This is a genomic window from Actinokineospora auranticolor, from assembly GCF_041897805.1.
In the GTDB taxonomy this organism is placed as follows: domain Bacteria; phylum Actinomycetota; class Actinomycetes; order Mycobacteriales; family Pseudonocardiaceae; genus Actinokineospora; species Actinokineospora auranticolor.
Genome location: NZ_CP154825.1, coordinates 8,456,369 through 8,479,978, shown reverse-complemented (window position 1 = coordinate 8,479,978; position 23,610 = coordinate 8,456,369). Strand labels below are relative to the sequence as shown.

At 71.9% G+C, this 23,610-nt stretch carries 19 protein-coding genes; 5 read left to right on the top strand and 14 right to left on the bottom strand.

All coding sequences use genetic code 11. From position 1 onward, the window contains the following. Positions 1–32 precede the first annotated feature (32 nt). Together V5P93_RS37405 and V5P93_RS37400 are read right to left on the bottom strand one after the other, a co-directional pair. A complete protein-coding gene (locus tag V5P93_RS37405) occupies positions 33–992 on the bottom strand; it encodes a D-alanine--D-alanine ligase (protein ID WP_104479351.1) in 960 nt (319 codons plus the stop codon). A gap of 72 nt (positions 993–1,064) precedes the next feature. After that, complete coding sequence (locus tag V5P93_RS37400; protein ID WP_104479350.1) at positions 1,065–2,384, bottom strand: PLP-dependent aminotransferase family protein; 1,320 nt, start codon at positions 2,382–2,384, stop codon at positions 1,065–1,067. A gap of 171 nt (positions 2,385–2,555) precedes the next feature. Here V5P93_RS37400 and V5P93_RS37395 point away from each other — a divergent pair, with 171 nt between their 5' ends. Continuing rightward, on the top strand, positions 2,556–3,182 hold the full coding sequence (locus V5P93_RS37395) for a GNAT family N-acetyltransferase (RefSeq protein WP_104479349.1): 627 nt from the start codon (positions 2,556–2,558) through the stop codon (positions 3,180–3,182). A 748-nt stretch (positions 3,183–3,930) separates the two neighbouring features. On the opposite strand, the gene V5P93_RS37390 is transcribed toward V5P93_RS37395, so the two are convergent. From V5P93_RS37390 to V5P93_RS37350, 9 genes are all read right to left on the bottom strand, one after another. Continuing rightward, the gene (locus V5P93_RS37390; protein ID WP_104479348.1) at positions 3,931–5,076 is read right to left on the bottom strand and encodes an N-acetylmuramoyl-L-alanine amidase; all 1,146 of its coding nucleotides are present in this window, start codon (positions 5,074–5,076) and stop codon (positions 3,931–3,933) included. A 184-nt stretch (positions 5,077–5,260) separates the two neighbouring features. After that, the gene (gene trxA / locus V5P93_RS37385; RefSeq protein ID WP_104479347.1) at positions 5,261–5,590 is read right to left on the bottom strand and encodes a thioredoxin; all 330 of its coding nucleotides are present in this window, start codon (positions 5,588–5,590) and stop codon (positions 5,261–5,263) included. A gap of 33 nt (positions 5,591–5,623) precedes the next feature. Beyond that, a complete protein-coding gene (gene trxB / locus V5P93_RS37380; protein WP_104479346.1) occupies positions 5,624–6,619 on the bottom strand; it encodes a thioredoxin-disulfide reductase in 996 nt (331 codons plus the stop codon). A gap of 113 nt (positions 6,620–6,732) precedes the next feature. Beyond that, a complete protein-coding gene (locus tag V5P93_RS37375) occupies positions 6,733–7,515 on the bottom strand; it encodes a hypothetical protein (RefSeq protein WP_104479345.1) in 783 nt (260 codons plus the stop codon). Next, positions 7,512–8,138 carry an RNA polymerase sigma factor SigM gene (gene sigM, locus V5P93_RS37370; RefSeq protein WP_104479344.1) on the bottom strand — a complete coding sequence of 209 codons (627 nt, stop codon included), beginning with the start codon at positions 8,136–8,138 and terminating at the stop codon, positions 7,512–7,514. The genes V5P93_RS37375 and sigM overlap by 4 nt, the downstream gene beginning before the upstream one ends. 57 nt (positions 8,139–8,195) lie before the next feature. After that, positions 8,196–9,749: a protein kinase family protein gene (locus tag V5P93_RS37365; RefSeq protein ID WP_181043493.1), complete on the bottom strand. Its 1,554-nt coding sequence runs from the start codon at positions 9,747–9,749 to the stop codon at positions 8,196–8,198. Between the two features lie 70 nt (positions 9,750–9,819). Next, complete coding sequence (murJ, locus tag V5P93_RS37360; protein WP_245931277.1) at positions 9,820–11,454, bottom strand: murein biosynthesis integral membrane protein MurJ; 1,635 nt, start codon at positions 11,452–11,454, stop codon at positions 9,820–9,822. Between the two features lie 38 nt (positions 11,455–11,492). Then, the gene (locus V5P93_RS37355; protein ID WP_104479342.1) at positions 11,493–13,664 is read right to left on the bottom strand and encodes a DUF6049 family protein; all 2,172 of its coding nucleotides are present in this window, start codon (positions 13,662–13,664) and stop codon (positions 11,493–11,495) included. A gap of 21 nt (positions 13,665–13,685) precedes the next feature. Next, the gene (locus tag V5P93_RS37350) at positions 13,686–14,234 is read right to left on the bottom strand and encodes an NUDIX hydrolase (protein ID WP_104479460.1); all 549 of its coding nucleotides are present in this window, start codon (positions 14,232–14,234) and stop codon (positions 13,686–13,688) included. Positions 14,235–14,295: 61 nt separating this feature from the next. Here V5P93_RS37350 and V5P93_RS37345 point away from each other — a divergent pair, with 61 nt between their 5' ends. Next, the gene (locus tag V5P93_RS37345; protein WP_104479341.1) at positions 14,296–15,849 is read left to right on the top strand and encodes a CCA tRNA nucleotidyltransferase; all 1,554 of its coding nucleotides are present in this window, start codon (positions 14,296–14,298) and stop codon (positions 15,847–15,849) included. Here the strand turns inward: V5P93_RS37345 and V5P93_RS37340 are convergent. After that, on the bottom strand, positions 15,766–16,980 hold the full coding sequence (locus tag V5P93_RS37340) for an MFS transporter (protein ID WP_181043509.1): 1,215 nt from the start codon (positions 16,978–16,980) through the stop codon (positions 15,766–15,768). The two genes, V5P93_RS37345 and V5P93_RS37340, sit on opposite strands and share 84 nt — an antisense overlap. A 541-nt stretch (positions 16,981–17,521) precedes the next feature. Between V5P93_RS37340 and V5P93_RS37335 the strand changes: the two genes are divergently transcribed. After that, positions 17,522–18,094: a YqgE/AlgH family protein gene (locus V5P93_RS37335; RefSeq protein WP_104479340.1), complete on the top strand. Its 573-nt coding sequence runs from the start codon at positions 17,522–17,524 to the stop codon at positions 18,092–18,094. On the opposite strand, the gene V5P93_RS37330 is transcribed toward V5P93_RS37335, so the two are convergent. After that, positions 18,091–18,507, bottom strand: coding sequence for an SdpI family protein (locus V5P93_RS37330; protein ID WP_104479339.1), 417 nt, complete (start codon positions 18,505–18,507; stop codon positions 18,091–18,093). The two genes, V5P93_RS37335 and V5P93_RS37330, sit on opposite strands and share 4 nt — an antisense overlap. A gap of 66 nt (positions 18,508–18,573) precedes the next feature. Here V5P93_RS37330 and V5P93_RS37325 point away from each other — a divergent pair, with 66 nt between their 5' ends. Both V5P93_RS37325 and leuS read left to right on the top strand, forming a co-directional pair. Beyond that, positions 18,574–19,758, top strand: coding sequence for an esterase-like activity of phytase family protein (locus tag V5P93_RS37325; protein WP_104479338.1), 1,185 nt, complete (start codon positions 18,574–18,576; stop codon positions 19,756–19,758). A 139-nt stretch (positions 19,759–19,897) separates the two neighbouring features. Then, positions 19,898–22,714 carry a leucine--tRNA ligase gene (leuS, locus tag V5P93_RS37320; protein ID WP_104479337.1) on the top strand — a complete coding sequence of 939 codons (2,817 nt, stop codon included), beginning with the start codon at positions 19,898–19,900 and terminating at the stop codon, positions 22,712–22,714. 120 nt (positions 22,715–22,834) lie between these two features. Here the strand turns inward: leuS and V5P93_RS37315 are convergent, their stop codons facing one another. Then, positions 22,835–23,581, bottom strand: coding sequence for a TetR/AcrR family transcriptional regulator (locus V5P93_RS37315; RefSeq protein ID WP_104479336.1), 747 nt, complete (start codon positions 23,579–23,581; stop codon positions 22,835–22,837). Positions 23,582–23,610: the final 29 nt, after the last annotated feature.

Genomic DNA, 23,610 nt, shown 5'->3' with positions numbered 1-23,610 from the left:
CGTCACGGTGACGGTTCCCTTCGGCGGGTGGTTCAGCGTTTCTGGGACCGGGCGATCGCCCGGTCGACCAGACCGGCGTAGATCTCGCCGAACGAGCCGCCGTCCGCCTCGATCGCGATCGGCACGAGCGACGTCTCGGTCAACCCCGGGGAGACGCTCACCTCGATGAAGTGGACCTCGCCGGTGCGGCTCACCACCGCGTCGGTGCGGGACACGTCGCGCAGCCCGAGCAGCCGGTGCGCGGACACCGCGAGGTGGGCCACCTTCGCCGCGGTCGTGTCGTCGATCCGCGCCGGGGTGTGGAAGGTGGTCAGCCCGGCGGTGTAGCGGGCGGTGTAGTCGTACACCCCCGACTCGGGCACGATCTCCACCGCGGGCAGCGCGCGGGGCGTGCCGTCCGCGTCCTCGATGACCGGCACCGCCACCTCGACGCCGTCGATGTACTCCTCGGCCAGCACGGCATCGCTGTAGGCGAGCGACCCGACCATCGCCGTCGGCAGCTCCGCCGCGGAGCGCACCACCTGCGCGCCCAACGCCGAGCCGCCCTGGTCCGGCTTGAGCATCAGCGGCAGGCCGAGCCGGGCCACCATCGACTCCAGCACCGGCTGGGCGCCGAGCTCGCGGAACGCGCTCTGCGGCAGCACCACCCAGTCGGGGGTCTGCAACCCGGCGCGGCGCAGGTCCGCCTTCGCGCTCGGCTTGTCCCACGCCCGGCGGCACGCGGCCGGGTCGGCGCCCACGTACGGGATGTCGAGCAGGTCGAGGATCGTCTGGATCGAGCCGTTCTCCCCCTCGCCGCCGTGCATCGCGATGACCACCGCGTCCGGCCGGTGATCGCGCAGCCGAGGCAGGAGGCCGGCATCGGCGTCCCACTCCTCCACCGTCACCCCGGCCGACCGCAGCGCGGCCGACACCCGTCGACCGGACCGCAGCGAGACGTCGCGCTCGTGCGAAAGACCCCCGGCGAGCACGGCTACCCAACGGTCGGACACGGTGAACTCCCTAGCGAAAAAGGCACGGCGGAATCGCGGCGCACCGAAGGTACACCGCAGGTGGGCGGACGATCAGGCGGTGTCCGGGGCGGGCGTCTGCGGACCGGACAGCACGCGGCTCATCGCCGGGCCGAAGGTGCGCAGCAGCTCCAGCTCGTCGGACAGCACGCCCGCGAGCCTGCGCACACCCTCGGAGATCCGCTCCGGCGGCGGGTAGCAGAAGGACAAGCGCATCTGCCTGCTACCGAAGCCGTCGGCGTAGAAGCCGGTGCCGGGCACGTACGCGACCCGCGCGGTCACCGCCCGTGGCTGCATCGCCTTGGTGTCCACCCCTTCGGGGACCGTCAACCAGACGAAGAAGCCACCGTCGGGCCGGGTCCACGTGCACCCGGCGGGCATGTGCTGCTCCAGGCCCGCCAGCAGCGCGTCGCGGCGCTCGCGGTACATGGTCTGGAAGGACTTGATCTGGCCCTTCCAGTCGTGCGTCGCCAGGTATCGGGAGACGACCATCTGGTTCAGCGTGGGCGCGCACAGCGCGGCCGACTCGGCGGCCAAGACCAGCTTCTCCCGCACGCCGTGCGGGGCCAGCGCCCAGCCGACCCGCAGGCCTGAGGCGAAGGTCTTGGAGAACGACCCGAGGTAGATGACGTTGTCGGAGTCCATCGACCGCAGCGCCGGGTAGATCTGGCCGTCGAAACCGAGCAGGCCGTACGGGTTGTCCTCGATCACCAGCACGCCGTGCCGGTCGCAGATCTCCAGCACCTCGGCGCGGCGCGCCACCGCCAGCGTCACGCCCGCGGGGTTGTTGAAGTTCGGGATCGTGTACAGGAACTTGACCCGCCTGCCCGCTTGGTCGGCGGCGGCCAGCGCGGCCCCCAGCGCCTCGGGGACCAAGCCGTGCTCGTCCATCACCACGTGCCGGACCTCGGCCTGGTAGGAGGCGAAGGTGCCCAGCGCGCCGACGTAGGACGGGCCCTCGGCGAGCACGATGTCGCCGGGGTCGACGAAGATGCGGGTGACCAGGTCCAGCGCCATCTGCGAGCCGACCGTGACGACCAGGTCGTCGGGGTGGCCGGTGACGCCCTCCAGGGCCATGACCTCGCAGATCTGCTCCCGCAGCTTCGGCACGCCGTGCGCGGAGCCGTACTGCAGGGCGGTCATGCCCTCGTCGGCGATGATCGAGGCCATCTGCTCGGAGAGGAAGTCCAGCGGCAGCGCGGCCAGGTTCGGCATGCCACCCGCCAGCGACACCACCTCGGGCCTGCTCGCCACCGCGAAGAGCGCTCGCACCTCGGAAGCCGTCATCCCCGCTGCCCGTGCCGCGTAGCGCTGCAGGTGGGGGTCGAGACTACGGGCGCCCGGTCTTTCGGGCGGTTGGCCGGAGGTGGTCATAAGTGGCTCCTGGGGTGGAAGCAGTCAAAACAGTGTAACCAGAGGAGTGACTTACCCCTGAGTTCGCGGTTCGCGGTTCCGGCGCAGGTCACATCGCCCTATTCTGAGGCGGTAAATCGCCGTCCTACCCCTGCGGGCGCGCGAAGCAATCCGCGAGGCACGGGAGGTTGGGTGTCGCGACGCGTAGTCGGCGTCACGCTGGACAACCTGGAGCACCTCCCCAAGCACTGCCGGGGTTGTGTCTACTGGGAACTGGCGCCACACCTCAAGGAGCAGGCGGAGGAGTTCGGCACCACCGAGCTGGAGAAGGAAGCCTGGGTGTCCAGCGTCCTGCTGGACTGGGGCTCCTGCGGCCGAGTCGTCTACAGCGACAAGCTGCCGGTCGGGTTCGTGCTGTACGCCCCGCCCAACGCCGTACCCCGGGCGTCGGCGTTCCCGACGTCGCCGGTGTCGGCCGACGCGGTCGTGCTGACCGGGTTCCACGTGCTGCCCGAGTTCCGCGGCGGTGGACTGGGCCGCATGCTGGTCCAGGCCGTGGCCAAGGACCTCACGCGCCGCGGCGTCCGGGCCATCGAGGCCTTCGGCGACGCCAAACCGGACGAGGAACGCTCCTGCGTCGTCCCCGCCGACTTCCTCACCAGCGTCGGCTTCAAGACCGTGCGCCCCCACCCCCGCTGGCCCCGCCTGCGGCTGGAACTGCGCACCGGCATCACCTGGAAGGAAGACGTCGAGGCCGCCCTCGAACGTCTCCTGGGCACCGTCTCGGTCAGCACCGCGGCCCCCGTGTTGCAGCGCTGACCTGTCCCCCACCGGGTTGAACTTTATCCACAGCCCCGCGTTTTGGGCCCATTTCCCCAGTTCGCGTCTATCCACATGCCCTCAACCTGTCCACAACTCCTTCGTCCTCCACCGAACAACCCGCTCCCCCCGCTAGACTGGAGCAGGGCCGCCCCCCAGAGGTGGGTGGGGGCTGCGCTGGGTCCGGGTTGGGGGGGCAACAGGGGGCGGCGGCCAGCGCGGGGGCGACTGTGTGAGGCCACCAGGCAAGCGCGGGGGCGAGGCGCACGGACGACTGAGCGGTGAGACGGCCAGGCGTCCAGGGGTGGAACGACGGAGCGCGAGGCGCGGCGGGCGCGCTGGGCAAGCGCGGCGTGGTCAATCGGCTGGGCGCGTGGCGGTGTGGACCGGGCCCTGGAGCGTGCGGTCGGCGGCCTCTAGGACGGTCACGGTGGTGAGCTTGTCGCAGGTGAGTGGGTTGTCCACCGTGTGACTTGGCGGAGGGCCTGGTTGGGCGTTGGGGCGGGCCATCGGATGCCGTGGCGGGGGTGGCCGTGCGGCGCGGGGGTCGTTGGGCAGCGGCTGGAGTTCGAGGATTGTTGCGGCTTGACCGACGTGTGGATGATCCGCCTGGGCGAGCTCGACAACGGTTGGCAAGGCTCCGGTGCGAGGTTGCCCTGGGCTCGGTGAGAGTGCTGGTCAGCCGTGTGGCAAGCGTTTGCGGAGATGGGTTGCTTGGGCAGACGTGGGTCTGCCCAAGCGGGGGAGGTTATTCGGCCTTGGCCAGTTCGTGGGCCAGGACGTCGGCGAAGGTGAAGCTGCCGGTGGGCTGGTCGTTCTCGCCGAGGAGGTAGAGGCGTTTCACGGCCACGACGATGCCCTCGGCCACCACGTCGCGGAAGGACGGGTCGGTGAGCTTGTGGCGGTCTTCCGGGTTGGTGAGGTAGCCGATCTCGATGCGGACCGCGGGGCACCTCGTCATGCGGAGCAGTTCCCACGTCTTCGGGTGGGCGCCGCAGTCGCGCAGGCCGGTGCGCTTGGCCAGTTCGCGTTGGATGAGGCCTGCCATGGCCTCGCCCAGTGTCGAGGTGGCGCCGTCCTTGCCGGTGCTGCCGAAGTGGAAGCTGGCCACGCCCTGCGCGTACGGGGACCGGTTGGCGTCCGAGTGCAGGGACAGGACCAGGTCGGCGCCCGCCTCGTTGGCGAACTGGGCCCGGGTCGACTCGTCGGGGCACTGGTCGGGGCCTCGGGACAGGAGGGCCTCCATGCCGGTGGCCACCATGCGGCCTTCCAGCCTCCTGGCGAGGTCCCACATCAGGTCGGACTCGTTGACGCCGTTCACCGACACGCCCGTGTCGGCGCCGCCGTGGCCGGGGTCGATGATGATGCGCTTGCCCGTCAGCCTGGGGCCGGAGCGGCGGACCCGCTCCTGCTCGCGCAGGAGGACCGGGCGGCCGCCGCGGGCGCGGGGGGAGAGCTGGCGCAGACCGCGGATGGTCTCCGGGCCGCAGATGCCGTCGATGGTGAGGCCGTAGTCGCGCTGGAAGTTGCGCAGCGCCGCCTCGGTCTGGGCGCCGAACACCCCGTTGGGGCGACCGGCGTCGTACCCCAGCTCCAGCAGCCGCTCCTGGAGGGTGAGGACGTCGTCGCCGGTGATGGGGGCGGAGACGAGGTAGGCCAGGGGACGGCCACCCAGCTGGTAGGTGGCGTCGCGCAAGGCCCGGTAGGTGGCCGGGCCGACCAGGCCGTCGGTGATCAACCCGCGCTGCTGCTGGAACGTGCGGACCGCGTGCTCCATGGCCGGGTCGAACTCGTCGCTGACCCCGTTGACCGGTGGCAGCAGGCCCAACGTCGCGAGCGTGGACCGAACCTCGGCTACGGCAGGCCCCCCATCGCCGCGGCGCAGTACCCGCATTCAGCCCTCGCTCTCCGCTCACGCACCGGTGGCCGGTGCTGATCTTCCGCTGTGCCCGAACAGGTAACCCATTGTGCCTTGCCTGGCTCCGCATCCCCCGCAGGGATGGCCCAGGACACGCGAACCCGGGGTCCCGCGTCGCATAACGAGACGTTCGGACCCCGGGTTCGGGTTGCTCGTACCGCTAGTTGATGTACTCGTCCAGGTCGTTGAGCAGGGTGGCCTTCGGCTTGGCGCCGACGATGGTCTTCACCGGCCTGCCGCCCTGGAACACGATCAGGGTGGGGATCGACATCACCTCGTAGTCGCGGGCCGTGCCCGGGTTCTTGTCGATGTCGAGCTTGGCCACGGTGATCTTCTCGCCGTACTCGGCCGCGATCTCGTTGAGCACCGGGGCGACCATCCGGCACGGGCCGCACCAGGTGGCCCAGAAGTCGACGATGACCGGCTTCTCGCTCTGCAGCACGTCGGAGACGAAGGACTTGTCGGTGACTGTGACGGTGTTCTCGGCCATCGGGCGCTCCTGTGGATTCGACGTGGGTGGGTGTCAGTTGGCGGTGCCGTAGCCGCCGCCGACCAGCTCGGGCGCGGCCTCCGCCGCGGCGGAGCCGTGCTCGGCCAGCCAGCGCTCGGCGTCGATGGCCGCGGCGCAGCCGGACCCGGCGGCGGTGATGGCCTGCCGGTAGGTGTGGTCGACCAGGTCGCCCGCGGCGAAGACGCCGTCGAGGTTGGTGTAGGTCGACGGTGCCTCGGTGCGCACGTAACCCTCGTCGTCGACGTCGACCTGGCCGTGCACCAGCGCGCTGCGCGGGTCGTGGCCGATGGCCAGGAAGAAGCCGGTGACGTCGAGCCGCGAGGTCTCGCCGGTGACGGTGTCGCGCACCGCCAGGCCCTCCACCTTGCTGTCGCCGAGCACCTCGGTGACCTCGGTGTCGAGCTGCCAGCGGATCTTCTCGTTGGCCCGCGCGCGCTCCAGCATGATCTTGGAGGCGCGGAACTCCTGGCGCCGGTGGATGATCGTCACCGACCTGGCGAAGCGGGTGAGGAAGGTGGCCTCCTCCATCGCCGAGTCGCCGCCGCCGAGCACCGCGATGTCCTGGTCGCGGAAGAAGAACCCGTCGCAGGTGGCGCAGGCGGACACGCCGCGGCCGAGCAGCTCCTGCTCACCGGGCACGCCCAGGTACCGCGCCGCCGCGCCCATGGCCAGCACCACGGCCCTGGCGGCGTAGCGCACGCCGTTGGCCTCCACGTACTTGACCTCGCCGGACAGCTCGACCGACTCCACGTCCTCCGGCCGCAGCTCCGCGCCGAAGCGCTTGGCCTGCTCGCGCATCTGCTCCATGAGGTCCGGGCCCATGATCCCGTCGCGGAACCCGGGGAAGTTCTCGACCTCGGTCGTGGTCATCAGTGCGCCGCCGAACTGCGAGCCCTCGAAGACCAGCGGGTCGAGCTGGGCACGCGCGGCGTAGACCGCGGCGGTGTAGCCGGCGGGTCCGGAACCGATGATGATCAGGTTTCGGATCTGGTCCGCTTCCGCAGACATGTGCCCTCCATCGCCCTCGCCGGGGTTCGTCGCCCGGTCACGTCGGTGTCAACGCGATCGTAGGCGGCGGTTGTTCCGGGCCGCGCCGGTGATGGAGGGCACCCGCCCGGGTGTCAGCCGACAGGGCGGTTGAACAGCGCTTCGCAGTCGGGCTTGACGACCAGTACCCGGAAGGGGTTCTTCTCCCCCGGGACGATGAGCAGCAGCATCGTGCCGGACTTGCCGTCCAGGGTGATCGGGCGCACGCCCGCCAGCTGCGCCTTCGCGTCGACGCCGTTGGCGGCGACGCAGCGCTCGGCGGTCGCCTTGTCCTTCAGGTCGCCGTAGTCGAAGCGGTTGTTGACCTGGCCGACCACGCCCGCGACCTCGTGTTCGCGGACCGCGAGCGGGCCGGTGTCCGCGCTGCCGCCGGGCGCGGGGACGGCCACGCCGTCGGTGGTCGGGCCCTTGCCGGGCAGGACGACGAAACCGATGGCCACCGCGGCGGCGGCCGCGGTCAGCAGACCGACGCCCCAGGCGTTGCGCCTGCCGCGCTTGCGGCTCGCGGCGGCGGCGAAGTCGAGCACCGGGGCGGGCTCGGGGCGCGGCGGGTCCTGCAGCGCGACGGGCGCGCCGCTACCGGCGAACGCCTGCCTGACCTCGGCCTCCAGCGCGGCGTCGAGTCGCGCGGCGAACCGGGCGGGCATCGGCGGGACGGGCGCGCCGCTCAGCTCACCGAGGCCGACCTTGACCGAGTCCAGCGCGTCGATGATCGCCTTCGCCTCGGGGTCGGCGTTGACCCGCGGCCACAGCAGTGCGCTGTGCCCCGGGTCGAGCAGCCCGGCGTGCAGATCAGCCAAGAGGTCGACCGACCATGGCGGCCCGTCGGGGTCTGGACCCCGCAGCTGTCCGGTCATCGTCCCTCCCAGTGGTGTCTACGCGGCCCGTTCCCATCTGCAACCGCGGCACCTGGGACGTTCGCATCTGCATCGGGGTTCCGCAGATGTCCCAGAACTTTGGCCAGTTTCGCGCGTCCGCGCGCGCAACGGCTCTTGACGGTGCCTTCGGCGATGCCCAGCATCTTGGCGGTCTCGGCGACCGAGTACCCCTCGACGTCGACTAAGACGATCGGCACGCGTTGTTCCTCGGACAGTTCGGAGAGGGCTCGGTGGACCACCAACCGGGTCTCGCGGTCGGCCATGGCATCGCGGGGGGTGACCGGTTCCCCCGGTCCGGCCTCCGGCAGGGGGACCGTCGGACGGGCCTGCCTGCGCCGGATCCGGTCCAGGCAGGCGTTGACCACGATCCGGTGCAACCACGTGGTGACCTGCGACTCCGCGCGGAAGGACCCGGCGGCGCGGAAGGCGGAGATGAACGCCTCCTGCAGCGCGTCGGCTGCCTCTTCCGGGTCGCGGAGGGTGCGCAGCGCCACCGCCCACATCCGGTCGCGGTGCCTGCGCACGAGCTCGGCGAAGGCACGGGGGTCTCCCGCGGCGTGGGCCGCGATGAGATCGGCGTCCGAACTGGCTGCGGCGGTCACCCGGACAGGGTATAGGGCGCTCACGCGCCGGTTGAACCCACTACGACCTGGGGATTCTCACCGCGCCCTGACGAAGCCGACCTCGGTCAGCTCGGACGCGTTGCCGTCGCCCAGTTTGGTGATCCAGATCAGGATGTGCTGGGTCGGTTCGGCGGAGTCGAGCTGCAGCTTGGTCTGCCCGGCCTGCAGCTCCGCCTTGCCGATGACCTTGGTCTCCTCCAGCGCGGGCTTCTCCGACGGCGCCGTGCGGATCTCCACGACGGTGCCGGAGCTCGGCGAGTCGATGACCACCTCGGCGAAGGGCACCGGCTCGGCGAACGAGGCCATGATCCCGACGCCGGGCTTGAGCGTCGGGAACGGCTGCTGGTAGCGGTCGGTCTTCCAGGACGTCTTCATGTCGCCGTCCACCGCGCGGTTGGCCCGGCGCGGGTTGTCCGGGGTGCCCTTGACGTTGAACACCTGCACGCCCGCGGCCTGGATCGGCTCGCCCGGCTGCGGCGGCTTCGGGTTGTTCTCGGCGTTGCCCGGCGCGGTGGCCACCACGGTCGGGCCGCCGCTGGTGGGGGTGTCGTCGCCGAAGAAGCTGATCAGCTGCAGGCCCACCCAGGCCAGCACGCCCACGGTGGCCACGGCGAGGGTGGTGACGCCGATGGCGAGCTTGCGCCGCTTGGCCCGGTCGTTGGCCGGGCGGCGGGTGGTCCACACCGTGCCGTCGTCGTAGTCGTCCTCGACCTCGTCCGGCACGGCGGCGATGAGCTGGGTGCCGTCCTCGTTGGCCTTGGCCCGCTCGAGCACCCGCAGCAGGCCCGCGCTGGTGCGGATGCCGCCGGTGGCGTCGTCGGAGAGGCTGCGGACGGCGGCGGAGGACAGCTCGTACGGGATGTAGCCGAACAGCGCGCGCGGCGGCACGACCTGGCCGTCCGGGCCCAGCGGGGCGCTCGGGATGCCGGGCACGCCCGGCAGCGGCCAGCGGCCGGTGAGCAGCAGGTACAGCACGGCGCCGAGGCCGCGCACGTCGTCCTGCAGGGTGGCCTCGGGCAGCGGGCCGGGGAACGAGAGCCGCAGCAGGCCGTCCGGGGTGACCCGGATCCGCTGCGGGTGGTCCACGCCCAGGACCATGCCGGAGTGGTGGGCCAGCTCGACCGCGGCGGCCAGCGGCTCCAGCAGCTTGGCCGCGGTGGCGGGCGGCAGCGGGTGCTCGGCGATGACGTCGACCAGGTCGGTGCCCTGGGAGAAGTCCGCGACGACGATGCCCAGCAGCCCCTCGGTCGGCGCGACGCCGTTGCCGGGGCCGAGCACGTCGAGCACCCGGGAGGTGCCCGGGTGGGTGATGCGGGCGGCGTGCATGGTGCGTTCGAGGACCCGGCGGGCGCGGCCCGCGGCGGGACCGTCGGCGGGGTCACCGGTGAGCAGGGTGAGCGCGACGTCGCGGCGCAGCTGGTTGTCCTGGGCGCGCCAGAAGCGGGCCTGCACCCGGGGGTCGGCGCCGAGCTCGGCCAGCAGCCGGTACCGGCCTTCGGCGACCACGCCACCGGGGACGAGGAATCCGGGCCCGGCTCTCCTGCCCGCCGCGCCCTCGCCCGCTGGGTACTCGGTCCGCCTCGTCGTCACCGATCTCTCCACCTGCCCGATCCGTTTTCGAGCCTACGGGAAATCCCGCGCCCACCGGTGACGGAGCGGGTCAGCCCCGGCGCACCAGTCGGGTGATTCGGCTCGTCGCGGGCTTGAGCTCGGGCACGCGCAGCACCGCCAACACACCGAAGGACACCAGGCAGGCCACCAGACCCTGGGCCACCAGGTTCACCCATCCGGTGGCCAGCGAGGTCAGGTCGGGCAGCACGAGTGACACCAGCCACGCCGCGCCCGCGCCGACCACACCGGCCAGCACGCAGGACGCGATCACCTTGACGATCTTCTTGCTGTGCAGGTTCCCCAGCCGCACCCACAGCCACATCTGCCCGAGCACGGCGCCGACGACGAAGGTGAGCGAGTTGACCAGCAGCACGCCGATGACCACCTGCTCGGGGTCGAGCAGCGCGCCGCACATGTACATCAGCGGGACCTTCACCGCGGTCATCACGACCATGATCAGCGTCGGGGTGCGGGCGTCCTTCATCGCGTAGAAGACCCGCAGCTGGAGCATGACCAGCGCGTAGGGCAGCAGGCCGAAGGCGGAGAAGGCCAGCGCGTGGCCCAGCCGCTGGGCCGAGGCCAGGTCGGTCTTGCCGCCCGCGAACAGCGCGACGCCCAGCGCCGTGCCGGTGACGGTCAGCACCGCGCTGATCGGCACCAGCATCACCGCGGAGAGCCTGCTGCCGGTGGACAGGTCGTCGACCAGCTTGTCCATGTCGCCGTCGGCGGCGGCCTTGCTCATCCGGGGCAGGATCGCCGTCAGCAGCGAGACGCCGATGACGCCGTAGGGCAGCTGGAACAGCAGCCAGGCGTTGGCGTAGGTGGTGGCGCCGCCCTCGCTGGCGGCGGTGAGCACCCGCTGGGTGATGACCAGGCCGACCATGCTGATCGCGACGTAGCCCAGGATCCACAGCGCCAGGCCGCCGAACTCGCGCAGCCGGGCGTCGAAGCCGAAGTTCCAGCGGAAGCGGAACCCGAGCTTGCGGATCGCGGGCAGCAGGATCACCGACTGCACGACGATGCCCAGCGTGGTGCCGACGCCCAGCACGAGCAGCTTCGCGTCGCCCATCCGCACCGGGTCCAGCGAGATGTCCCCCGGCACGATCTTGTAGACGATCAGCGTCGCGATGATGACCAGGTTGTTCACCACCGGCGCCCAGGCCGTGGGGGCGAAGACGTGCTTGGCCTGCAGGATCGCGGAGAGCAGGGCGAACAGGCCGTAGAACAGGATCTCCGGCAGCAGCAGGTAGGCGAAGGCGGTGACCAGCGCCGGGTTGGACGAGCCCGTGGAGTCGTCGACGTAGAGCGAGGTGAGCGCGGGTGCGGCGGCCACGGCGATGATCGTGCCGATGAACAGCACGGTCATGCCGACGGTGAGCAGCTGGTTGGTGTAGCCCGCGCCGCCGTCCGGGTCCTTCTGCGAGCGGACCAGCAGCGGCACGACCACGCTGGCCAGCACCCCGCCCAGCAGCAGTTCGAAGATGGTGTTGGGCAGCGTGTTGGCGATGGTGAACGAGTCGTAGGTGAGGTTGATGCCGACGATCCAGCCCATCACCACCTTCCAGCCGAAGCCGGTGATGCGGCTGACCATGGTGGCGATGGCCATCGTGCTGCTGGCGCGGGCCAGTGACGGCTGAGCGGGTTGCGCGGGGGTCGACTCGGGACCCTGCCCACCTTGCTGCACCGCGGTCGTCCTCACTTCGTGCCCGCCCCCGCCCGTGATCAGAGGTCTCCCTCGGCCGCCGCCCGCACGCGCCGGGCGGCCCGGACCCTGCGGAACAGCCGCAGGCCCACGAGGAGCACCAGCACGCCCGCGGCCGTACCGGTGACCGCGACGGTGATGCTGCCGTATGAGGTTGAGTTGAGTTCAACCTGGGATGACTTGCCGAGGGGGGTCCCGCTGTCGGTGGTGAGCCACACCGTGACCACGAACTTCCCGGCCCGGTTGATCTTGGCGGGCAGGTAGCGCGGTATGCCCGACTTGGCGGGGATGCGCACGATGGTGTCCGATGCCGGTTTGATCCCGGGGGTGTTGCTGACGTTGATCCGCGCCCGGACGACGACCGGCAGGCCGTTGTTGATGAACACCGGCAGCGGGCTGTCCGCCGAGGCCAGCGACAGCGGCCGACCCGGGTCGCTGAGCGACACCTGCGCCAGCAGCGCGGTGAGCTGCTCGTTGACCGCGCCGGTCGCCCGCTGCGCGCGTTCGGGGGCGGCGCGGTAGGCGGTGGAGCTCGCGCGGACGAGCCCGTAGTGCATCGGCTCGATCAGCTCGGCCGGGGTGACCTGCCGGGTGGGGTCCTCGAAGAGCACGTTCTGCACCAGGTCGCGCTGCACGCCGTCGAGGCGGGCGATCTCGCTCGTGACCGGGGCGGGGACCTCGGCGGTGCTGTCCTGGGCGTTGTAGTCCAGACCGGTCGCGGTGCCCTGGTCGGCGCCGTCGATGAGGGTCTGCAGGCTGAGCGGGCGGATGAAGCCCTGGTTCTCCAGCGACTGCACGGTCTGCAGGAACACCGCCAACTCGGCGGCCGTGGCCGACCAGCGGCGCGGCGGCGCGACCAGCACGGACTGCCCGGGCACGGACTGGTAGCCGCCGCGGAAGACGAGGGTGGCCAGGCCGTTCTGGATCGACGACGTGCGCACGCCCGCGTCGTCCACCCGCGGCTGCGGGGCCAGCGAGGAGGCGACGAGCTGGTCGTACGGGATGGTCCGCAGGTTCTGGCCCAGCGTGTACGGCGACGCGCCCTGCGCGCCCTGGATCCGGGACGCGTCGGCGATCACCGTGGTGCGGTGCGCGCCCGCGAGGCCGGTCAGGGTGCGGGCGTCGAGCGTGCCGCCGTCCGGCCAGACGGCCCCGGCCAGCGGCTTGGTGCCCAGCACGGACTCGACCACCGACGACTCGGCGAGCGCGGTGTCGAGCAGGCCGGTCGTGCCCGCGCGGGTCAGCGCGGCCAGGTCGGCGTCGGCGTAGGGCAGGGCGATGACGCACTGGCCGCGGGTCAGCTCCTTGACCCGGTCGAGCCAGAGCTGGGCGCTGCCCGCGCCGCTGCCGTCGAACACCGTGCCGTCGGGGGCGCGGACCTGGTAGCCGGTGGTCATCGCGTTGACCGTGTCGAGCAGGTCGGGGTCGACGACGAAGCACAGCGACCGCAGCAGCGACGCGTCCCCGGCGGCGGCCGTGCGCACGGTGTCGACCAGGCTGAACAGCCTGCCGCTGGACAGCGAGGTGGTCAGGCTGTCGTCGGCGAAGACGGTGCGGCTGCCGTCGGTGGGGGTCTCGACCCGGCGGGGTCGGTCGTCGATGAGCGGCCACAGCACGCTCAGCTGCGTCGGTTGCGCGGGCGGGCTGACGGCGCCGCCGTCGGGTACCGACAGCACCGGCAGCAGCGTGCTCAGCGCGCCCAGCCGCTCGGTGCGGCCGTAGGCGGGCACGCCGTTGAAGTTCAGCACGACCGGGTAGATGCCGGGCCGGTCCAGCCGCAGCGCGCCCTTGGCCGGGCCGAGCGGGACGGTGACGGTGAACGGCACGACCTGGCGGGGCCCGAGGTCGGCGGTGATCTTCTGGAACGCCGAGCTGACCTTGGGCCGGTTGACCGCGTCGATGCGCTGCGGGTCGGCGATGGCGGCGCGCAGGCCGTCCTCGGTGTCGAGCACGTCGCCGCGCTGCACCCGCACCTCGACGTCGGCGATGCGCCGGTCCTCGGTGTTGGTGATCCGGCCGCTGATGGTCAGCGTCTGCGACCCGGCCTCCACGACCCTGGGGGCGACCTGGTCGACGTCGACCAGTAACCGCCCGGCTGCCGCCGTCTCGGCCCGCCCGGACGGCGGGGCGGCGAGCAGGACGAACACCGCGGCCAGTGCCGCGTAACCGGCACGGCGCAGTTGTGTGATCAAGGCTTCTCCCCAGCCATCGGGTCAGGCCCGGCCAACTTCAGGTAGGTCCGACTCCACCGGATCGGGTGAAAGCGGATGCTCGGAGAGTAGTTGCCGCGCCTTCCGCACGAGCCTGCGCTCGTCGGCGTAGGCGAGTCGGGCGTCCAACTCGTCGAGCGCCACCCACGCGACCTCGGTCACTTCCAGGTCTTCGTCGGATAGCTCGAAAGAGTATGCCCGTAGCAGGAAGTGGTGAACGGTCTTGTGGATGCGCCGGGTGCCGTCGGCGATGAACCAGTAGTCGATGGTGCCCAGCGGCCGGATGACCTCGCCGTCGATGCCGGTCTCCTCGGCGACCTCCCGGACGGCGGTCTGCTCGGGGGTCTCCCCCGGCTCGATGTGGCCCTTCGGCAGCGACCACAGCAGCCGTCCGCGCCGGTCAAGCCGCCCGATGAGGGCGACCGAACCGGTCTTGGGGTCGATGACGAGGCCGCCCGCCGAGGTCTCGTCCACGGTGGTCAGCCTGCGCCCGCGTCGGCGGAACCGGCGCCCGGAACGGGCACCGCGGGACCTGCCGGACGACGGGGGCATGTCCGCGATGGTAGTGCGATCGGCCCAACCCGGGTTGGTACGGCGCAGGCACCTGCTCCGGATGCGCTGGACCCGCACGGGTTGTGTGCGGATACGCTCGTCCATCGTGTCCCGAACGCCCGATGCCACCGCGGCCGCGCAGAACGCGGTCGTGGAACTGCTCCGCGTCTCCCCCGTCGCCGACGACCTCGCCGCCCGCTTCACCCAGGCGGGTCACCGCGTCTACCTGGTCGGTGGCAGCGTCCGCGACGCGATGCTGGGCAGGCTCGGCAACGACCTGGACTTCACCACCGACGCGCGACCGCCGGAGGTCATGAAGCTGGTCAGCGGCTGGGCGGACGCGGTCTGGGACACCGGTATCGCGTTCGGCACGGTCGGCGCGGCCAAGCGCGGCGCGCAGTGCGAGATCACCACGTTCCGCTCCGACGCCTACGACCGGGTCAGCCGCAACCCCGAGGTCCGCTTCGGCGACTCCATCGAGGCCGACCTGGTCCGCCGGGACTTCACCGTCAACGCGATGGCCGTCGACCTGGCGACCCGGACGTTCATCGACCCGCACGACGGCCTCGGCGCGCTGGCCGCGCGGGTGCTCGACACCCCGGCCACCCCGCAGGAGTCCTTCGCCGACGACCCGCTGCGGATGCTGCGCGCGGTCCGCTTCGTCGCGCAGCTCGGCTTCACCTGCGCGCCGCGGGTGCTCGCCGCGCTGACCGAGATGGCCGACGAGATCGCCCGGATCACCCCGGAGCGGGTGCAGGCCGAGGTCAACAAGCTGATCTGCGGGCCGCACGCGCGCGAGGGGGTGCGGCTGCTGGTCGACAGCGGCCTGGCCGCGCACGTGCTGCCCGAGGTGCCCGCGATGCGCCTGGAGATCGACGAGCACCACCAGCACAAGGACGTCTACGAGCACTCGCTGGTCGTCCTGCAGCAAGCGATCGACCTGGAGGAGGACGGCCCGGACCTGGTGCTGCGGCTGGCCGCGCTGCTGCACGACATCGGCAAGCCGGACACCCGCAGGCACATGGACGGCGGCGGGGTGAGCTTCCACCACCACGAGGTGGTCGGCGCCAAGCTGGTGCGCAAACGCTTGCGGGCGCTGCGGTACTCCAAGGAGGTCACCGAGGACGTGGCCCGCCTGGTGTTCCTGCACCTGCGTTTCCACGGCTACGGCAAGGGCGAGTGGACCGACTCCGCCGTCCGCCGCTACGTCACCGACGCGGGCGACCTGCTGTCCCGGCTGCACAAGCTGGTCCGCGCCGACTGCACCACCCGCAACCGGCGCAAGGCCGCCGCGCTCCAGCGCACCTACGACGGCCTGGAGGAGCGCATCGACCGGCTGGCCGCCGAGGAGGACCTGGCCAGGGTGCGGCCCGACCTCGACGGCAACGAGATCATGCGGCTGCTCGACATCCCGCCGGGTCCGCTGGTCGGCCGGGCGTGGACGCACCTCAAGGAGCTGCGGCTGGACCAGGGGCCGATGTCGCGGGCGGACGCCGAGGCCGCGTTGCGTTCGTGGGCGCGCGCGCAGGGCCTAGGCGTGGTCGCGGCTGACCAGGGCGAACCCGGCGAGGCCGACGAAGTAGCAGGCACCGGCGGCGAGCACCAGGCCGGGTGAGCCGCCGTCCGGCGCCACCACCAGCGCGGCCAGCGCGACCGACGCGACCTGGGCGACGTTGACCAGGGTGTCGTAGAGCGCGAACACCCGGCCGCGCAGCTCGTCGCCGACGTCGCGCTGCACGGCGGCGTCCACGCACAGCTTCACGACCTGCCCGGCGAAGGACATCAGCAGCGCGGCGGCGAGCGTGGTGGGCATGGTCAGCGGCAGCCCGAGGCCGATCACGGTGACCGCGCCGAGCAGCAGCCCGCCCGCCAGCGTGCGGCGCCTGCCCAGCGCGGTGACCAGCCGGGCGGTGACCAGGCCCGCGATGAGGATGCCGACACCGACCAGGGCCACCGCCTCGCCGAGCCCGCCCATGCCCTCGCCGAAGCGGAAGCGCATGAGCAGCACGACCATCAGCAGCGCTACGCCGAAGGCCATCCGGTGGGCCATCAGCCCGACGAACCCGGCCAGCACAGTCGGTGTGCGGACGGCGGCCCGACCGCCGTCGAACAGGCCCCTGGCCACCGCCACCAGCGGCTGCGCGGGCTCGTCGACCTCGTCCGGGCCGAGGGCGCCCCGGGTGAAACGGCTCGCGAACCAGGCCGACGCGATCGAGCCGAACACGGCGAACCCGGTGGTCAGGCCCGAGCCCAGGTCGTGGTCGCCGAACAGCGCCCGCAGGCCGACCGCGCAGCCTGCGCCGATCACCGCGATGACCGCGCCGAGCGTCGTGGCCAGCGCGTTCGCCTCGACCAGGTTGCGCACCGGCACCACGTGCGGCTGCGCAGCCGACAACCCGGAGTTGACGAACCGGCTGACCCCGATCACCACCAGGGCCAGGGTGAACAGCACGGTGCCGCCCGCGCCGGTGGCCACCGCCAGCGCGGCCACCAGGATGAGCAGGCCGCGCACCGCGTTGGCGAGGACGAGCACCCGGCGCCGGTCCCAGCGGTCGAGCAGCGCGCCCGCGAACGGGCCGATGATCGAGTAGGGCAGCAGCAGCGCGGTGAACCCGGCCGCGATGGCCAGCGGGTCGGCCTCGCGCTCGGGGTTGAACAGCACGGCACCGGCCAACCCGGCCTGGAACAGGCCGTCGCCCCACTGGGCGGAGAACCGGGTGAAAAGCAGCCTGCGGAAACCGCCCATCGCCAGCAGGGCCCGCGCGCCGATGCGCGTGTGGTGTGCCTCTTGGTCGATACCGGTTGGGGCCGTGCTCACAACGCACGAGCCTAACCGGGCCGGGGACCGACCAGTGACCGGTCGTGTTCCCACGTTCCCGCTCCCCCGACGGCGGCTACCCGTCCACTCGCCGCACGGCGGGGAGCACACGGCCCGCCAAGTCGGGGCCGGACCGAGCGGGATGAGGAGTGCCAGGTCGGGACCGTGCCGGGCGGGGGCGAAGGGTGCCGGGTACGGGCCGGTGCCGGGTGGGGATGAGGGGGTGGGTGGTGGGGGAAATACAGATGGGCGGCCCGTGAGGGCCGCCCATCCTGGCCGACACCCGGTCGCCTCACGGCGAGTTGCGCGACGTGGCTCCAGCCGAGCGGTATTCCACGAAGGCGGTTCCAGTTGAGCCCGGGGGACACGAAGGCACCGGCCGCTACGTCCAACGCGCGGTCCGGGCGGGTTGTTCCCGACTTCCCGGCTCTCCTCTCGCGGCCACCCGTCCGGATGGGATCATGTCGGCGTGCCGTCCGATGTCGACGTCGAACCGGGGACGCTGCTGGTCGCGGCGCCCAGCCTGCTCGACAACAACTTCCGCCGCACGGTCGTGTACGTCATCGACCACCGCGGCCAGGGCACCCTGGGCGTCGTCCTCAACCGACCGAGTGATGTGCCGGTCGACGACGTGCTGCCCAACTGGGGCCCGCACGCCACCCAACCGGGCTCGGTCTTCGTCGGCGGGCCCGTCGAGCAGAAGACGGCGTTGTGCCTGGCCGCCATGCGGACCGGGGAGAACCCCGACGGCGTGCGCGGCCTGATCGGCGTGCGCGGCCCGGTGGCCCTGGTCGACCTCGACGCCGACCCGGCGGCGCTGGCGCCGAAGCTGCGCGGCCTGCGCGTGTTCGCCGGGTACGCGGGCTGGAACGTCGGCCAGCTCGCGGGCGAGATCGACCGCGGCGACTGGATCGTGGTGCCCGCTCTGCCCGGTGACGTGGTGGCGCCCGCCGAGCAGGACCTGTGGGGTCGGGTGCTGCGCCGCCAGGGCATGCCCCTGGCGCTGCTCGCCACCCATCCAGGTGACGTTCGGGAAAATTAGCCCGCCTGCACCCGGGTGAGCACGTCGCAGCCGCCGCACTGGCAGCCCGCGCAGCCCGCCGGGAGCTCCGGCTTGGGCTCGGGCACCGCGGCTGCGGCCCGGTCGCCCAGCACGCCCGCGCCGAGGGTGATGACGACCAAGCCGACGAGGGCGATGACCGACACGGTCAGCACCGCCGCGGTGCCACCGACGACGAAGCCGACGACCGCGCCGAGCACGCCGACCAGACCCGCGACCAGCGTGGGCAGGCCCGCGACCTTGTTGGCTACCCGGAACGCCTCCGGGCTGCGCAGTGCGGCCGGGGTGCGCACGCCGCCGAAGCGGTTGCGGGGCAGGCGCTCGGTCAGGCCGAGGAAACCGATGGCGAGCAGCGGGAGGCCGGCCACCAGGGGCGCGAGCGGCACGAGGTTCACGGCTCGATGGTAGGAGGTCGTGCGAACGCCACCCGCCGGACACCCTGGTGCGGTGTGCTACCCGTCATGTCCAGAGCCATGGCCCTCGTCGGCGCCGCCGCCGTCACCGCGGTCGCCACCAGCCTCTTGACCGTCCCGGCGTCGGCCCACCCGGGTCACCCACGGCCCGGGGTCCGCCTGATCGGCGAGCAGCGGGTGCCCAACGGGTTGGTGTTCCAGGGCACCACCGTCGGCGGGCTCTCCGGCATCGACCGCGACCCCCGCACCGGCGGGTACGTGCTGATCAGCGACGACCGCTCGGACCGCCAGCCCGCCCGGTTCTACACCGCGCGCTTCGACGTGACCGCGCACGGCCTCGGCCCGGTGACCTTCACCGGCACGAGCCCGTTCCGCAGGCCCGACGGCGCCACCTACCCGCCGCTGTCGACCGGCGACGGCACCACCGTCGACCCCGAGGACATCCGGGTCGACCCGTGGACCGGCGACTACACGTGGAGCCAGGAGGGCGAGCGGCGCCCCGGCGTGCTGATCGACCCGTCGATCCGCACCGCGCGCCGTGACGGCACCTTCGCCCGCGAGCTACCGCTGCCCGCGAACCTGAGGATGACCGCCGACCGCGGGCCCCGGCAGAACCTCGTGCTCGAGGGCCTGACCTACGCCGCCGCGGGCACCCTGGTCGTCTCCACGGTCGAGGGACCGCTGCTGCAGGACGGCCCCGAGGCCACCCCCGAGCACGGCGCGCTGTCGCGGATCGTCGTGCAGACCCGCGAGGGCAGGCAGCTCGCGCAGTACGCGTACCCGCAGGAGCCGGTGTTCGCCAAGCCGGTGCCGGCGACCGGGTTCGCCACCACGGGCGTCACCGCGATCCTGGCCGTCGACCCGCTGGACCCGAGCCGGTTCCTGGTGCTGGAGCGCTCGTTCGTGACCGGTGTGGGCAACAAGGTGCGCGTCTACCTCGTCGAGACCGCCGGGGCGAGCAACGTCGCCAACCGCGACCTCGCCGACGCGACCGGGGTGCGGCCGGTGCGCAAGCGGCTCGTGGCCGACCTGGCGGACCTTGGTCTGTCCACTCTGGACAATATCGAAGGGATGACGTGGGGCCCGACCCTGCGCGGTGGTGAGCGGACGTTGCTGCTGGTCAGCGACGACAACTTCGCCGCGACCCAGGTCACCCAACTGGTTGCACTCGGGGTCCGTCTTGAGACCCGGATGCGAAACGGACTCGACGTGGCGAGTAGGCTGGGCGGGTGAGCACGGCCCGTCTGCTCCTTAGTCGGCCGCGCTAGCCAACCAGGTTGGTGAGCGCGGCAACCCCTCATGCCCATCGGGCTGGGGGGTTTTCGTTTTCCCGGGTCGGACAGGGTCGAGACAAGCGCGGAGGGACACCACCATGAGCGACACCGAGCAGCAGGAGTCGGTGCCGAGCCACCGGTACACCGCCGCGCTGGCAGGCGCGATCGAGCAGCGCTGGCAGCGGTACTGGGAGGAACACGGCACCTACCAGGCGCCGAACCCGGTCGGGCCGCTGGCGGGCGACGTGCCCGCGGACAAGCTGTTCGTGCAGGACATGTTCCCGTACCCGTCGGGCGCGGGCCTGCACGTCGGCCACCCGCTGGGCTTCATCGGCACCGACGTGTTCGCCCGCTACCACCGGATGAACGGCCGCAACGTCCTGCACACGATGGGCTTCGACGCCTTCGGCCTGCCCGCCGAGCAGTACGCGGTGCAGACCGGGCAGCACCCGCGCAAGACGACCGAGGACAACATCGCCAACTACCTGCGGCAGATCCGCAGGCTGGGGCTGGGCCACGACGAGCGCCGCCGGATCACCACCAGCGACCCGTCCTACTACCGCTGGACGCAGTGGATCTTCCTGAAGATCTTCCACTCGTACTACGACGAGGCCGCGGGCAAGGCGCGCCCGATCAGCGACCTGGTGGCGCAGTTCGAAGCCGGAGAGCGCGCGACCCCCGACGGCCGCCCGTGGGCGGAGCTGAACCACGCCGAGCAGCAGGCGGTCCTGAACGAGCACCGGCTGGTGTACCTGTCCGACGCCCCGGTGAACTGGGTCCCGGGCCTGGGCACGGTGGTCTCCAACGAGGAGGTCACCGCCGACGGGCGCAGCGAGCGCGGCAACTTCCCGGTGTTCCGGCGCAACCTGCGCCAGTGGATGATGCGGATCACCGCCTACGCCGACCGGCTGATCGACGACCTGGACGGACTGGACTGGCCGGACAAGGTCAAGGCCATGCAGCGCAACTGGATCGGGCGCTCGCACGGCGCCCGGGTGCGGTTCGCGGTCGGCGACGAGCAGGTCGAGGTCTTCACCACCCGCCCCGACACGCTGTTCGGCGCGACCTACCTGGTGCTGGCGCCGGAGCACGCGCTGGTCGACGCGATCGCCACCGCGGCCTGGCCGTCCGATGTGGACAGCCGGTGGACCGGTGGCGCGGCGACCCCCGCCGAGGCCGTGGCGGCCTACCGGCGGGCCGCGTCGATGAAGTCGGACCTGGACCGGCAGGAGAACAAGGAGAAGACCGGCGTCTTCACCGGCGCCTACGCGACCAACCCGGTCAACGGCGCGCGCGTGCCGGTCTTCATCGCCGACTACGTGCTGATGGGCTACGGCACCGGCGCGATCATGGCGGTGCCCGGCCAGGACCAGCGCGACTGGGACTTCGCCGCCGCCTTCGGCCTGCCGGTCGTGCGCACCGTCGAGCCCACCCCCGGCTTCGACGGCGAGGCGTTCACCGGCGAGGGCCCGGCGGTCAACTCCGGGTTCCTGGACGGCCTGGACATCGGTGAGGCCAAGAAGGCGATCATCGCCTGGCTGGAGGAGCACGGCCACGGTCGCGGCACCATCCAGTACAAGCTGCGCGACTGGCTGTTCTCCCGCCAGCGCTACTGGGGCGAGCCGTTCCCCGTGGTCTACGACGCCGAGGGCACCGCGGTCGCGATCCCCGAGCACCTGCTGCCGGTGGAGCTGCCCGAGGTCGACGACTACTCCCCCAAGACCTTCGACCCGGAGGACGCCGACACCGAGCCGTCGCCGCCGCTGTCGCGGGCCACCGAGTGGGTCGAGGTCGAGCTGGACCTGGGCGACGGCCCCAAGACCTACCGCCGCGACACCAACACCATGCCCAACTGGGCCGGTTCCTGCTGGTACCAGCTGCGCTACGTCGACCCGGACGACCCCGACCGGTTCTGCGCGCCGGAGAACGAGCGCTACTGGCTGGGCCCGCAGTCCCCTGGCGACCCCGGTGGCGTCGACCTGTACATCGGCGGCGTCGAGCACGCGGTGCTGCACCTGTTGTACGCGCGGTTCTGGCAGAAGGTGCTGTTCGACCTGGGCGAGGTCAGCGGCCCGGAGCCGTACCGGCGGTTGTTCAACCAGGGCTTCATCCAGGCGTACGCGTACACCGACAGCCGGGGCGTGTACGTGAACGCGTCGGAGGTCGTCGAGCGCGACGGCGGGTTCTTCCACGGCGACGAGAAGGTGCGCCAGGAGTACGGGAAGATGGGCAAGAGCCTGCGCAACGTCGTCACCCCCGACGAGATGTGCGCGACCTACGGCGCCGACACCTTCCGGCTGTACGAGATGTCGATGGGTCCCATGGACGTCTCCCGGCCGTGGGCGACGAAGGACGTCATCGGCGCGCAGCGGTTCCTGCAGCGGCTGTGGCGCAACCTGGTCGACGAGGAGACCGGCGAGCTGCGGGTCACCGACGCCGAGCCGGACGAGACCACGCTGCGCGCGCTGCACAAGGCGATCGCCGGTGTGCACGAGGACTACGCGAACCTGCGCTACAACACCGCGGGCGCGAAGCTGATCGAGCTGAACAACCACGTCACCAAGACGTTCCCCGACGGCGCGCCGCGCGTGGTCGCGGAGGGGCTGGTGCAGATGCTGGCGCCGCTGTGCCCGCACGTCGCCGAGGAGCTGTGGGCGAAGCTGGGTGGTGCCACTTCGCTGGCGCACGGGCCGTTCCCGGCCGCGGACGAGCGCTACCTGGTCGAGGACAGCGTCGAGTACCCGATCCAGGTCAACGGCAAGGTGCGCGGCCGGGTGTCGGTGCCCGCGGCCGCGTCGCAGGACGAGGTCAAGGCGGCGGCGCTGGCGGAGGAGAAGGTGGCCGCCCTGGTCGGCGACTCGACCCCGAGGAAGGTCATCGTGGTACCGGGCCGCCTGGTCAACATCGTTCTGTGACATTTCCTTCCGCCACCCACCCCCTCATCCCCGCCCGGCATCGTTCCCGACCGGGCGGGGATGCCGCGGAATTGAGGAGCATGTGGCGTCGCGTAGCGCCAGGGAGCTAGCAGCGACACGTCACAGAAGACCGGCGTCGCGCACCAGGCCGGTGAGCATCGACTCGAAGAGCGGCTCGCAGTCGGAGACCGGGTACGGGAACTGGCCGAACACCTCCAAGGCGACCTGCCCGTAGAGCCGTACCCAGAATTGCAGGATCACGTAGGCGGTCCCGGTGCCCAGGTACTCCGGCGGCACTTGGACGCCGGACTCGGCCATGGCCGCGAGCAGGTCGTCGCGGAAGTTCTCCATGTCCGCGACCAGCTGCGCGGGCACCTCGGCGTCGGCCTGGGCGAGCTGGAAGCCGTTGGCCAGCACGCGGCCCGCGACGGTGAGGAAGATCCGGCCGAAGGAGTCCACCGCCACGTCCCGGCCCGCGCGCTGGGCGCCGACCGGGCAGTGCTGACCCGGCTCGGCCGGTGAGGCGAAGACCATGGCGAACTCCTGCGGGTGGGCCAGTGCCCAGGCGCGGAAGCCGCGGCAGACCGCGAGCACCTGGCCGAGGTGGTCGGCCTCGTCGACCTCGGCCAGGTCCCCGCCGAGGTCGGTGCCCAGATCGGCGCAGATGTCCTGGCGCAGGTGCTCGATGAGGTCCTCGCGCGAGGTGTAGTAGCGGTAGAGGGCGGGCGCGGTGATGCCCAGCTCGCGGGCGATCGCGCGCAGCGTCACCGCCTGCGGCCCGTCGGCGACCAGCAGCGTCCTGGCCTGCTGTCGGATATCCCGGTCCGTCGCGGCGCGGCCCCGCTCGCGCCGTGTGGCCTGGGTCATCGCACACTCCCTTGTAAACGCTGTTTACC